Origin of the sequence: Kineococcus endophyticus (assembly GCF_040796495.1) — a bacterium.
In the GTDB taxonomy this organism is placed as follows: Bacteria; Actinomycetota; Actinomycetes; order Actinomycetales; family Kineococcaceae; genus Kineococcus; species Kineococcus endophyticus.
Genome location: NZ_JBFNQN010000016.1, coordinates 125,421 through 138,695, shown reverse-complemented (window position 1 = coordinate 138,695; position 13,275 = coordinate 125,421). Strand labels below are relative to the sequence as shown.

Annotated in this window: 8 protein-coding genes; all 8 read left to right on the top strand. The window is 74.5% G+C overall.

Annotated features, from left to right (window positions below; all coding sequences use genetic code 11):
• Positions 1-29: 29 nt before the first annotated feature.
• The gene (locus AB1207_RS21205; RefSeq protein WP_367640549.1) at positions 30-1,490 is read left to right on the top strand and encodes a peptide MFS transporter; all 1,461 of its coding nucleotides are present in this window, start codon (positions 30-32) and stop codon (positions 1,488-1,490) included.
• Between the two features lie 178 nt (positions 1,491-1,668).
• A complete protein-coding gene (locus tag AB1207_RS21200) occupies positions 1,669-3,942 on the top strand; it encodes a putative bifunctional diguanylate cyclase/phosphodiesterase (protein WP_367640548.1) in 2,274 nt (757 codons plus the stop codon).
• 127 nt (positions 3,943-4,069) lie between these two features.
• On the top strand, positions 4,070-5,656 hold the full coding sequence (locus AB1207_RS21195; RefSeq protein ID WP_367640547.1) for an APC family permease: 1,587 nt from the start codon (positions 4,070-4,072) through the stop codon (positions 5,654-5,656).
• A complete protein-coding gene (locus AB1207_RS21190) occupies positions 5,653-6,498 on the top strand; it encodes an urea amidolyase associated protein UAAP1 (protein ID WP_367640545.1) in 846 nt (281 codons plus the stop codon). Before AB1207_RS21195 ends, AB1207_RS21190 begins: the two co-directional genes overlap by 4 nt.
• On the top strand, positions 6,495-7,163 hold the full coding sequence (locus tag AB1207_RS21185; protein WP_367640544.1) for an urea amidolyase associated protein UAAP2: 669 nt from the start codon (positions 6,495-6,497) through the stop codon (positions 7,161-7,163). Before AB1207_RS21190 ends, AB1207_RS21185 begins: the two co-directional genes overlap by 4 nt.
• Positions 7,160-10,795, top strand: coding sequence for an urea carboxylase (uca, locus tag AB1207_RS21180; protein WP_367640542.1), 3,636 nt, complete (start codon positions 7,160-7,162; stop codon positions 10,793-10,795). The genes AB1207_RS21185 and uca overlap by 4 nt, the downstream gene beginning before the upstream one ends.
• Positions 10,792-12,483 carry an allophanate hydrolase gene (gene atzF / locus AB1207_RS21175; protein WP_367640541.1) on the top strand — a complete coding sequence of 564 codons (1,692 nt, stop codon included), beginning with the start codon at positions 10,792-10,794 and terminating at the stop codon, positions 12,481-12,483. Before uca ends, atzF begins: the two co-directional genes overlap by 4 nt.
• Positions 12,480-13,166, top strand: a complete 687-nt coding sequence (locus tag AB1207_RS21170) for a TetR/AcrR family transcriptional regulator (protein WP_367640540.1) — start codon at positions 12,480-12,482, stop codon at positions 13,164-13,166. Before atzF ends, AB1207_RS21170 begins: the two co-directional genes overlap by 4 nt.
• Positions 13,167-13,275: the final 109 nt, after the last annotated feature.

The window sequence follows — 13,275 nt, the reverse complement described above, 5'->3', positions numbered from 1 at the left end:
ACCCCCACCCCTCATCCTCGGAGTCCGCCGTGACCACAGCTCGAGAGATCGAAGGCAGCACCGCGACCGCCACCCCGTCCTCACCGCGCGCGCTGGTCACCCTCGCCGGGGTGGAGATGTGGGAACGCTTCAGCTACTACGGGCTGCAGGTCATCCTGGCCTACTACCTCTACTACTCGCTGACCGACGGCGGGCTCGGCCTGCCCACCGCCACGGCGCTGGGCGTGACGGGTTCCTACGGCGGGATCGTCTACCTCTCGCAGATCCTCGGCGGCTGGGTCGCCGACCGGGTGCTCGCGGCCCGGACCACCGTCCTCGTCGCGGGCAGCGCCATCCTCCTCGGTCACGTCGTCCTCGCCACCGTCCGGTCGGGGTGGGGCCTGGCCGCCGGGCTCGGGCTGATCGTCATCGGCACGGGCGGGTTGAAGGTCAACGCCACCGCGATGGTCGGCGACCTCTACCGGGACGACCAGGACCGCCGGGACGCGGGTTTTTCGTTCTACTACATGGGCATCAGCCTCGGCGGGACGCTCGGACCGCTGCTGACCGGGGTGCTCCAGGACCGGATCGGCTTCCACGTCGCCTTCGCCGCGGCCGCCGTGGGCATGGCGATCGGTCTGGCGCAGTACGTCGCGGGCTGGAACTCCCTGCCCGCCTCGACCCGGGTCGTCCCGAACCCCCTGCAGGCCGGTCAGGGGCGCACGGCGCTCGCCGTCGTCGTGGCCGCGGTCGCCGTGGTCGCCGTGGCCTGGACGACCGGCCTGCTCACCCTGGACCGCCTCGGCGTCGTCACCACCGCGCTCGTGGTGCTGGCCAGCGTGGGGTACTTCACCCTCCTGCTGACCTCGCGGACGGTGACCCCGGCAGAGCACCGCGACGTCGTCGCCTACCTGCCGGTGTTCGGGGCCTCGTTGCTCTTCTGGACGATGTTCTTCCAGCTGTTCACCACGTTCTCGCTCTACGCGGACACCCGGCTGGACCTCGACGTCCTGGGGGTGTCGATCCCCCCGGCGACCGTCGTCGCCGCGCAGGGCTTCCTCACCATCGTGCTGTCGCCGCTGCTGGGAGTGCTGTGGCTGCGCCGTCGCGGCCCAGCGCTGCGGTCCCTCACCAAGATGAGCTTCGGCCTCGTGGCGCTCGCCCTCGGCTACGCGGTCTTCCTGCTGGGCAGCGGGACCACCGGCACGGCGAACCCGCTGTGGATGGCGGCCTTCGGGTTCGCCATGTTCTCGATCGCCGAGTCCCTCGTCCCCGCCGTGGCCATGTCGGCGACGACCGCCGCGGCCCCGAAGAGCTACGGGGCGCAGACGCTGTCCCTGTACTTCCTCACGATGGCCGGGGGTTCGTCGCTGTCGGGTCTGCTGGCCCAGCTCTACTCGGCCGAGCGCGAGGTGTCGTTCTTCGCCCTCTCGGCCCTGGCGACGGCGGTCCTCACCGTGGGACTCCTGCTGCTGAGCCGCCGGCTGTCGACCGCGCGCACCGCCGTCTGACGCGGCGGACGACCCCCGGGGTGCAGCACCCCGGGGGTCGTCCCGTTGACCGGTTCGGGTGACGACCTCTCCGCCCCGGTGATCGTTGCGCCGAGACACCGGTGTGACGCACCCGAGGTCCTGGTCCCCGATCCGCAGGGTCGTCGCCGTCTCCCGGCGCCGCGGATGGCCCGCGGTCGTGCTGTCGGTGCTCCTCCTCGCGGCGCTGGCGCAGGTCCCGCTCGCCCTCACCGGTGGCGGCGCGTGGCCGACGGTGCGGTTCGCGTTGGCGCTGGTCGCCGTCACGGCGACCTGGCGGGTCCTGGTGTGGCGGGCCCGGCGGGCCACGGCCGAAGGCCTCGTGTGGCGGCTGTTCAGCTGGGGCTGCTTCCTCTACGGCGTCGGCGCCGTGTCCACGGCCGCCGTCGCCGCGGTCCCCGGCCTGCAGCCGTACACCGACGTCCCGAACGCCGTCTGCGCGGCGCTCACGTTCCCCCTGGCCTACCGCGCGCTCGTCCGCTGGAGCCGGCGCAGCGCCGGCGTCGACCCCGACGACCTCCTCAACGGCGTCAGCGCCGTCCTCGTCGTCGCCGCCCTCGTGGGTGTCGGAGTGGCGCTGCGCGCCGGCGACGGGGTGGACTCGGGACTGCTGGGGTCCGCGTCCTGGCGCGAGCAGCTCCTCGTCCTGCAGGACGCGTGCGTGTTCATCCTGCTCGGCGCCGCCCTGACGGCGGCCTTCACCGCACGGCTGCACCGCGACGTGCGGATCTGGCTCGTCTTCGCCGCCTACTGCCTCGCAGGGGCCGGCGGGGTCGCCGCGCTCGTGGACGGTGGCACGCGCCCCACGTGGGCGCTCCCCCTGTGGGCCGCGGGGTTGGTCGCGCTGGCCGCCGCCGCCGTCCTCGAGGCGCGCTTCGAACCCACCCAGACCTCCGACCCCGTGAAGTCGACCGTGGGGTCCTTCGTCGTCGTCGCGGCCGGGCTCGCCGTCGCGACGGTGGTCCTGCTCGCGGGCGCTCCCCGCGGGCTGGCCCTCTGCGCGCTGCTGGGGGTCCTCGGCTCGAGCGTCCGCCTGCTGGTCAACCTCTTCGAACTCGCGCAGCTGGCCGTCAGCCGGCGCGAGGCCCTCACCGACGACCTCACGGGGATCGCCAACCGCCGCGCGCTCGTGCGCCACCTCGACGAGGTGCTCGCCCACCGGGCCGCCACGACCGAGGGGCCGACCGCGGGCGTGCAGGTCCTCGTCTTCGACCTCGACCACTTCAAGGAGGTCAACGACAGCCTCGGTCACGGGGCCGGGGACGGGCTGCTGCAGATGCTCACCCAACGGATAGCGCCGGAGCTGCCGGCGTCGGCCGTCTTCGCGCGGCTCGGCGGTGACGAGTTCGTCGTCGTCAGCGACGACGGCGTCCCCGGCGACCGCGTCCTGGCCGTCCTCGACGGGGCACAGCGCGAACCCTTCCCGGTCGGTGGCGTGAGCGTCCACGCCGACCTCAGCGTGGGGCGCGCGACGTGGGAGGCGTCCCCCGCGGCTTCCGGACCCGTCGTCGACGCCACCGTGCTCCTGCGGCGCGCGGACACGGCCATGTACGACGCCAAGCGCACGGGCCGGGCGGTGGGCGGGTCCGTCGTGACCTACGACCCCGACCGCCACGGCGACACCCACGGGTTGCTCTCGACGGTCGCCGAGCTGCGGCACGGCATCGCGGCGGGTCAGCTGCGCGTCCACTTCCAGCCGCAGCTGCACAGCGGCGACGGGACGCTGTCGGGGGTCGAGGCGCTGGTCCGGTGGCAGCACCCCGTCCGCGGGCTGCTGGCCCCGGGGGAGTTCCTCGACGTCGCCGAGAGCCACGGGCTCATGGACGCGGTGACCCAGGAGGTCCTGCGGCAGAGCGTGGCGCAGCAGGCGGCCTGGCGCCGGCGCGGCCTGGTCGTCCGCATGTCGGTGAACCTCTCCGCCGGAACGCTGCTCGACGCCTCGCTCCCCGAGACGGTCGCGGCGCTGCTGGCCCGCCACGACGTCCCGGCGACGTCCCTCGTCCTGGAGGTCACCGAGACGGCGCTGCTGCGCGAACCCGAGCGGAGCCTCGCCGTCGTGGAGGCGCTGGGGGCGCTCGGCGTGCAGGGCAGCATCGACGACTTCGGCACCGGCTACTCCTCGCTCACCCAGCTGCGGCAGCTGCCCGTCAGCGAGCTCAAGCTCGACCGCTCCTTCACGGCCGACCTGCTGTCGGACCCGCGGGCGGCGGCGATCGTCGCCCACACCGTCGGCCTGGCCCACGCGTTGCAGCTGCGCGTCGTGGCCGAGGGCGTCGAGGACGAGGAGACCCTCGCGGCGCTCACGGGCCTGGGGTGCGACGAGACGCAGGGGTTCCTGCACGCGCGGCCGCTGCCGGCGCCGGAGTTCGAGGCCTGGTGCGCGGCGCGCGAGGGGGCGGTCCCCGGTCCACGGAGCCCGGTGTCCGCGGGGTGACGCGCGGCTCCCGTGACATGAAGGTTTCACGGCGGTGAAACACGACCGAAACACCGGCTCGGACAGACTCGGAGCCATACCTGTCGAGTGACAGGTATCCGAGCTCCACCGACCGGAGGGATCGACGATGTCCGTTCCCGCACCCCGTTCCCGGCCCGACCGGACCGCCCCCGACAGCAGCGACCTCGGTGGGTTCGGGTACCGCCAGCAGCTGCGCCGCAACGTCGGTCCGTTCGCCTCGTTCGCCGCCGGGTTCTCGTTCGTCTCGATCCTCACGACGGTGTTCCAGCTCTTCGGCCTGGGCTTCGGCTTCGGTGGTGCCGGGTTCTTCTGGACCTGGCCCACCGTCTTCGCCGGCCAGCTGCTCGTCGCGCTCTGCTTCGCCGAACTGGCCGCCCGGTACCCCATCTCGGGGGCGGTGTTCCAGTGGTCCAGCCGCCTCGCGGGCACCGACGTCGGCTGGTTCACCGGGTGGGTCATGGTCGTCGGCCAAGTCCTCACCGTCGCCACCGCCGCCATCGCGCTGCAGACCGTGCTGCCGTCGATCTGGTCGGGTTTCCAGCTGGTCGGCGGGGCCGGGGCGGACTCCGCGCCGACCACCGCCACGGGAGCGCAGAACGCCGTCGTCCTCGGGCTGCTGCTCCTGGTCGTGACGACCGCGGTGAACGCGATCGGGGTCCGGCTCATGGCCGTCATCACCTCCGCGGGTGTCGTGGTCGAGATCATCGGCGTGGTCGCCCTCGTCGTGGCGCTGTTCAGCCACGCCGAACGCAGCCCGGGCGTCGTGATGACCAGCACCGGTGCGGGGGAGGGGAACTACCTCGGGCTGTGGCTCGCGAGCTCGCTCATGGCGGCCTACGTCATGGTGGGGTTCGACTCCGCCGGGGAACTGTCGGAGGAGACCCGCGCGCCCCGCGCGACGACGCCCCGCACGATCCTGCGCGCCCTCGTCCTCTCGGGCGTCGGTGGGGCGCTCCTGCTCGTCGGCGGTGTCATCGCGGCGCCCAGCCTCACGGACGGATCGCTGGCCTCCGGCGGGCTCGCCGGTGTGCTCACCGCCCGCCTCGGCGACGTCGGGGGCCGGTTGCTCCTGGCCTGCGTGGCCGTCGCCGTCGTCGTCTGCACCCTGGCGGTCCAGACGTCGGGGTCGCGGATGGTCTACTCGATGGCCCGCGAGCGCGCGTTCCCCTTCGCCTCCCTCTTCGGCCGGGTCTCGGTGCGCACCGGAACACCCATCGGCGCGGCCGTCCTCGTCGGGGTGGGTGCCGCGATCGCCCTCGCCGTGAACTGGGACCAGAGCGCCGTGTTCACCGCGCTCACCAGCCTGTGCATCGCCCTGCTGTACCTGGCCTACCTCGGGGTCACGCTGCCGCTGCTGGTCCGTCGCCTGCGCGGCGAACTCCCGTCGGGCACCGACGAGTTCGGCCGTCCGCTCTTCTCCCTGAGTCGCTGGGGCGTTCCCGTCAACGTCCTCGCCGTCGTCTACCAGACCGTCATGGTCGTCAACCTCGCCTGGCCCCGCGCCAGCGTCTACGACCTCGCCGGCGGCACGTGGTGGCTGCAGTGGAGCGCACTGCTGTTCATCGCGGGGACCGTCCTCGTCGGGGTGGTCGTGCACCGCCGCAACCGCGTCCGCCACGGCGGTCCGATCGTCCTGGGCCGGCTGCAGGTCAGCGCGCCCGCCGAGTCCGACCGGGTGGAGGAACCCGCATGACCAGCAGTCACGACGGGCGGAACACGGCGACCGTCCTCGCCGCCCGCGACGACGCCCGTGCGCAGGACGGGGTCCGCGCGGAGTGGATGCCGTACCTGCCCGCGTCGAGTTCCCCGCACGCCCCCGCCGACGTCGACCCCGCGCTGCTCACCTGGGCCGAGACGGTCGCGCCCGGCGGCTACACGTCCAGGGTCGTCGCCCGCGGGACCCGGCTGCGGTTCTCCGACGTGACGGGCGACGCGTGCGCGCACGTCCTGCTGTTCTCGGCCGTGGCCCCGTGGGAGCGGCTGAACGTCGCGGACACCCAGAAGATCCCGTGGCAGGCGTACCTCGGGGAGGGGCACCCCCTGCTCTCGGGCGACGGACGCGTGCTGGCCACGGTCGTCGCCGACTCCTCGGGCCGGCACGACGCGTTCTGCGGGACGACGTCCGACGCGTGGAACGTGCACCGCTACGGCGACGCGGCCCCGGAGGGGCCGAGCCCGTCGGGCCGGGGCCTGTTCACGCTGGCGGCCGCCAAGCAGGGTCTGGAACCCCGGGACCTCCCGCCGAGCGTGAGCTTCTTCCAGGGCGTGCGCGTCGAGGCGGACGGGGGTTTCCACTGGCTCGGGTCCGCCGGCCCCGCCGAGGTGGACCTTCTCGCCGAACTCCCGCTCGTCGTCCTCGTCGCGAACACCGCGCACCCCCTCGACCCCCGTCCGGAGTTCACCGTCGGGCCGCTGCGGATCCACGCGTGGCGCTCGACCCCGACATCCACCGCCGACGACCGCGCCACCCGCACCCCCGAACTGCGCCGTGCCTACCTGAACACCCTCGACCACGCGGAGGCCCGAGGCCTGTGAGCACCGACCAGAGCACGCTCGACTGGGGTTCCCCGCTCGTGACCGGCGACGTCGTCCTCGACGAGCGCGTCGCACCCCGGGCCCCCTGGTCGGCCGTCGTCCGCGCCGGGCACGTCCTGACCATCGTCGACGTGGGCGGCAACCAGTCCGCGGACTGCCTGCTGTTCTCCGACGCCGACCGCAGCGAGCGGTACAGCGTGCCGGACACCCTGGCGTGGCAGGGCAACGCGTACGTCCGCACGGGCACGGTGCTGCGCAGCCAGTACGGCGCCCCCCTCGCGACCGTCGTGGCCAACGAGGTCGAACGCCAGGACACCATCGGCGGCGCCTGCGGCAAGGAGTCGAACACCCTGCGGTACGGCCACCACACCATGCACCAGCACGGGTGCCGGGAGAACTTCCTCGCCGAGGGCGCCCGGCACGGCCTGTCCGCCCGCGACCTCGTGTCCAACCTCAACTGGTTCATGAACGTCCCCGTGGAACCCGACGGTTCCCTCGGGATCGTCGACGGCATGTCCGGCCCCGGCAAGCGCGTCGCGTTCCGCGCCGAGGTCGACCTGCTCGTCGTCGTCTCGAACTGCCCGCAGGTCAACAACCCCTGCAACGACTTCGACCCCACGCCGCTGCGCATGCTCGTGACCGCCCCCGCGGGAGGACCCCGGTGACCTTCGACACCCTGCTCGTCGCCAACCGCGGCGAGATCGCCCGACGCGTCCTGCGCTCGGCGCGGGAGCTCGGCCTGCGCACGGTGGCCGTGTACTCCGACGCCGACCGCGCCGCCCCGCACGTCCGTGAGGCCGACACCGCGGTCCGGCTCGGGCCCGCGCCCGCCCGCGAGTCGTACCTGCGCACCGACGCCCTCCTCGAGGCCGCCCTGGCCACGGGTGCGGGCGCCGTGCACCCCGGCTACGGGTTCCTCTCCGAGAACGTCGAGTTCGCCCGCGCCTGCGAGGCCGCGGGGATCGCCTTCGTCGGCCCCACGCCCGAGCAGATCACCGCGTTCGGCAGCAAGCACACCGCCCGCGAGCTCGCCGCCCGCGCCGACGTCCCGCTGCTGGCCGGCACGGGGCTGCTCGCCTCCGCCGACGAGGCCGTCGCCGCGGCCGAAGCCGTCGGCCTGCCCGTCATGCTCAAGGCGACCGGCGGGGGCGGCGGCATCGGGATGCAGGCGTGCGCGACGGTCGCGGAGGTCCGCGAGGCGTACGACCGCGTGGTGCGGTTGGCATCGGCGAACTTCGGCTCGGCGGGGGTGTTCCTCGAACGCCTCGTCCGCCCCGCCCGGCACGTCGAGGTGCAGGTGTTCGGGGACGGCCGCGGTGGCGTCGCCGTCATCGGCGACCGCGACTGCTCCCTGCAGCGCCGCAACCAGAAGGTCGTCGAGGAGGCTCCGGCACCCGCCCTGCCGGACCACGTCCGACGCCGCATCGCCGGCACGGCCGCGGACCTCATGGCCTCCGTGCGGTACCGGTCGGCCGGCACCGTCGAGTTCGTCTACGACCCCCTCCGCGAGGAGGCGGCGTTCCTCGAGGTGAACACCCGCCTCCAGGTCGAGCACCCCGTCACCGAGCTCGCCTACGGCGTGGACCTCGTCGAGCTCATGCTGCGCCTGGCCCGCGACGGCGCCGACGACCCCGTCGTCCGCGACGCCCTCGACCGGGACTGGCGGGCGAGCGGTGTCGCCGTCGAGGCCCGCGTGTACGCCGAGGACCCCGCCAAGCAGGACGCCCCCTGCCCCGGACTCGTGACGAACGCGCAGTTCCCGCAGCTGTCCGGCGTGCGCGTCGACGGCTGGGTCGAGACGGGCACCGAGGTGACCCCGTTCTACGACCCGCTGCTGGCGAAGGTCATCGCGTCCGCACCCGGTCGTGACGCCGCGCTCGACCTGCTCGGCGAGGCGCTCACCGCCTCCCGCGTCGACGGCGTCGTCACCAACCTGGGTCTGCTGCGCTCGCTCGTGGCCGACCTGCCCCTGCGCTCGGCCACCCACTCCACCTCCACGCTCGACGTCGGCCCGTCGGTGGGCATCGACGCGGGGCGCGACCCGGACCCGCGCATCGACGTCCTCGCCCCCGGGGCCATGACGACCGTGCAGGACCTTCCCGGCCGCCTCGGGTACTGGCAGGTCGGCGTGCCGCCGTCGGGTCCGATGGACCCCCTGTCGCTGCGCGAGGCCAACCTCGCCGTCGGGAACCCGCCCACGGCGCCCGGCCTCGAGATCACCGCGACCGGCCCGACGCTGCAGTTCTCGACAGAGGCCGTCGTCTGCGTCACCGGCGCGCCCGCGACCGTCACGGTCGACGGCGTCGAGGTGCCGCAGTGGGAACCCGTGGAGGTGCCCGCCGGTGGAGTCCTGGCGATCGGCACCGCGACCGGACCGGGTCTGCGGCTCGCCCTCGCCGTCCGCGGCGGGATCGACGTGCCGCTCTACCTCGGCAGTGCCTCGACGTTCACCCTCGGCGGGTTCGGCGGCCACGGCGGCCGGGCGCTGCAGGCCGGGGACGTGCTGCGCCCCGGGGCACCCGAGGGGGAGGGGTTCAGCACGATCCCCGGCCCCGTCCCGGTCGAGCGCCGGCCCGAGTACACCCACGACTGGCTGGTCGCCGTCACCGAGGGCCCGCACGGCGCCCCGGACTTCTTCACCCGCGCCGACCTCGACGAGTTTTACGCGACCGACTACGAGGTCCACCTGAACTCCGCCCGCACCGGTGTCCGGCTCGACGGACCGCGCCCGCGCTGGGCCCGCACCGACGGCGGCGAGGCCGGGTTGCACCCCTCGAACATCCACGACACCCCGTACGCCGTGGGGGCCGTCGACTTCACGGGGGACACCCCGATCCTGCTCGGACCCGACGGCCCCTCCCTCGGGGGTTTCGTCTGCCCCGCCGTCGTGACCTCGGGCGACCTCTGGAAGCTGGGCCAGCTGCGGCCCGGCGACCGCGTCCGCTTCGTCCCGGTGCGCGAGGAGGTCGCGGCCGCACCTCGCCTGCGGCGCGCCGACCTCGCCACGTCCTCGGTGGGCGACGGCGACGACGGGGTCCTCGCCCGTGTACCGGCGACGGCCACCCGCCCCGCCGCCACGTACCGCCGCGACGGCGACGACAACCTCCTCGTCGAGTTCGGCGACATGGTCCTCGAGCTCGGGCTGCGGATGCGCGTGCACGCCCTCATGCGGGCGCTGGAGGAGCACCGCCCGGCGGGAATCCTCGACATCACACCCGGCATCCGTTCCCTGCAGGTGCACACCGACGCGAGCGTCCTGCGCGCCTCCCGGCTCGTCGGCCTGCTCCGCGAGCTGGACGACGCGCTGCCCCCGACGAGCGACCTCGTCGTGCCCTCGCGGCGCGTGCGGTTGCCGCTGTCCTGGGACGACCCGGCGACCCACCTGGCCATCGAGCGGTACATGGCCGGGGTCCGCGACGACGCCCCGTGGACCCCGTCGAACATCGAGTTCATCCGCCGCGTCAACGGCCTCGCCTCCGTCGACGACGTGTTCCGGACCGTCTTCGACGCCAGCTACCTCGTCCTCGGCCTGGGCGACGTCTACCTCGGCGCGCCCGTCGCGACGCCCCTCGACCCGCGGCACCGCCTCGTCACCACGAAGTACAACCCGGCCCGGACGTGGACGGCGGAGAACTCCGTCGGCATCGGTGGTGCGTACCTGTGCATCTACGGCATGGAGGGGCCCGGCGGGTACCAGTTCGTGGGCCGTACGACCCAGGTGTGGAACCGCTTCCGCCGCGGTGGGTTGTTCACGCAGGACCCGTGGGCGCTGCGGTTCTTCGACCGGATCGAGTGGTACCCCGTCTCGGCCGAGGAACTCCTCGAACTCCGCGCCGAGACCGACGCCGGCCGCGGTCACGTCGAGACCGAGGAGGGGGAATTCTCCCTCGCAGAGCACGAGGCGTTCCTCGCCGCCCACGCCGACTCGATCGCGGCGTTCCGCGCGCAGCAGTCCGCCGCGTTCGAGGCGGAGAAGGACCGGTGGCGGGCGTCGGGGGAGTTCGACGTCCGGCCCGAACCCGCCCCGACCGTCGCGGCCGGCCCCGTCGACCTGCCCGCCGGTGCGGTCGGCGTCGAGGCCCCGTTCGCCGCGACCGTCTGGCAGGTGTCCGCGGCCGCCGGGTCCTCGGTCGGCGACGGGGACCGCGTGCTGGCGCTGGAGGCGATGAAGATGGAGACGGCCGTGACCGCGCCCGTCGAGGGGGAACTGCTCGAGGTGTACGTGAAACCCGGTGAGGCCGTCACCGCCGGCCAGGTGCTGTTCTCCGTGCGCCCCCTGGAAGGAGCCCCGGCGTGAACCGTGGCGTGGACGCGCTGGGCGTGAAGGTCCGCCAGGCCTACGCGCGCATCGAGCAGTTCGGCCGGCCCGAGGTGTGGATCGCCCTGCGCCCGGTCGAGGACGTCCTGGCCGAGGCCGCGTCGGTCGACCCGGACGCGCCGCTGGCGGGGGTCCTCGTGGCCGTCAAGGACAACATCGACGTCGCCGGCCTGCCGACGACGGCCGCGGCCCCCTCCTTCGCGTACCGGCCCGACCGGGACTCCACCGCCGTCGCGCGGCTGCGCGCCGCCGGAGCCCTCGTGCTCGGCAAGACGAACCTGGACCAGTTCGCGACCGGGCTCGTCGGCACGCGCAGTCCTCACGGGGCGGTGCGGCACGCGTTCGCACCCGACCGGATCTCCGGGGGGTCCAGCTCCGGGTCCGCCGTCGCCGTGGCCCTGGGGTTCGTCGACGTCGCGCTCGGTACCGACACGGCCGGCTCCGGGCGCGTGCCGGCGGCGCTGCACGGCCTCGTCGGGGTGAAACCCACCCGCGGCCTCGTGCCGAACACCGGCGTCGTCCCGGCCTGCCGCAGCCTGGACTGCGTCACCGTCTTCGCCCGCGACCTGGCCACCGCGCGGCGGGTCGCGGAGGAGCTGACCGGCCTCGACGGACTCGACCCCCTGGCCCGCGTGGACGCGCCGCTGCCCCCGCCGCCGGCACGGCCGCGGATCGCCGTGCCCACCGCCGAGCACCTGCAGGGCCTGGCCGACGGCTGGGCCGAGGCGTTCGCGCGGTACGTCGAGCGGGTGCGGGCCGCCGGCGCCGACGTCGTGGAGGTCGACGTCGCCCCGCTGCTGGAAGCGGCCGACCTCCTGTACGGCGGCGCGTTCGTCGCCGAGCGGACCGCGGCCGTCGGCCGGCACCTGCGCGAGAACGCCCACCTCGTCGGGACCGACCTGGACCCCACGGTGGCCGGCATCGTCTCGGCGGGGGAGCACGTCTCGGCGGCGGAGGTGTTCCGCGACCGCGAGCGCCTCGACGTCCTCGCGGCCCGCGCCCGCGACCTGCTCGCGGGGACCACCGCGCTGCTGACCCCCACGACGACGTGGCACCCCACGCTCGCCGAGGTGGCGGCGGACCCCGTGGGCGCCAACGCGCGCATGGGCCGGTTCACGAACTTCGCCAACCTCCTCGACATGGCCTCCCTCGCGGTCCCGGCCGGGACCGTGGACGGTCTGCCGTTCGGCGTCATGCTGACGGGCCCCGCCTTCAGCGACCGCGCGCTGGCGGTGCTCGCGCAGCGGTGGGCCGACGTGACCGTGGACCTGCTCGTCGTCGGAGCGCACCTGTCCGGTCAGCCCCTGCACCACGAGCTCGTCGCGGCCGGCGCCACCCTCGTCGGCCCGGCCACCACGGCGCCGCAGTACCGCCTCTTCGCCCTCGACACCGTCCCGCCCAAGCCGGGCATGGTGCGCGACCCCGCGGGGGCCGGCGTCCTGGGCGAGGTGTGGCGCCTGACGGCGGCGGGGTTCGGCGCGTTCGTCGCGGCCCTGCCGCAGCCCATGACGATCGGCGCCGTGACCCTGGACGACGGACGGGTGGTGCGCGGGTTCCTCGCCGAGCCGGCGGCCCTGGAGGGGGCGCGGGAGATCACCGCAGCCGGGTCGTGGCTCGCCGCCCGCGCCGCCGGGGCCGGAGAGGTCGTGGCAGCATCGGCGGGGTGAGCGAGCGGGCCGGGACGGGCCGGGTCGGACGGCCCCGCAGCCGGGGCGCCGCCGACGACGGCCGCACACCGCGCCAGGAGATCCTCGACGCCGCGGCGGCGCTGTTCTCCGAGTCCGGCTTCGCGGCCACGTCGACGCGGGCCATCGCCGACCGCGTCGGCATCCGGCAGGCCTCGCTCTACCACCACTTCGCCGGCAAGGACGAGATCCTCCTCGAGCTGCTGGAGGCGTCCGTCCGCCCCACCCTCGACGTCGTCGACGCCCTGCGGTCGCAGGCGCCGGACGCGGCCACCGCGCTGCACGCGCTGGTCGTCGTCGACGTGGGGACCCTGCTGGCCGGACCGCTCGGCATCGCCGCCCTGTACGTGGCGCCGGAGGTCCAGCAACCGCGGTTCGAGCAGTTCCGGGAGCACCGCCGGCAGCTCGGCCAGGTCTACGCCGAGCTGGCGCGGGACGTCGTCCCGGCGGGACACCCGGTGGACCCGCAGGTGCTCGGCCAGGTCTGCCTGCACCTGGTCGAGATGGCCGCGTCCTTGCCGGGGGTCGAGCGCCGTCCGCTGCAGATCGCCGCGGTCTGCCTCGGGGCCTGCGGGGTGACGGGGGAGCGGGCCGAGACCGCTGCGCGGGTCAGCGCCGAGGTGCGCGCCGGGTTGAGCGCACCCGCGGGTGCCGGCCGGCGCTGACCGCGGGCTGGGGGCGGACCCGTCCGCGCTGGTCCGTTCAGGGTGATTCGGGCGACGCGCTGTGTGGCCGGGGTCGGTGCGTGCCGACAGAGCGGGAGAGGTGAGACGC

Bases quoted from the DNA above. Each gene is read 5' to 3' on its own strand.
- AB1207_RS21190 (WP_367640545.1), top strand. From the start codon at position 5,653: ATGACCAGCAGTCACGACGGGCGGAACACGGCGACCGTCCTCGCCGCC.
- AB1207_RS21195 (WP_367640547.1), top strand. From the start codon at position 4,070: ATGTCCGTTCCCGCACCCCGTTCCCGGCCCGACCGGACCGCCCCCGAC.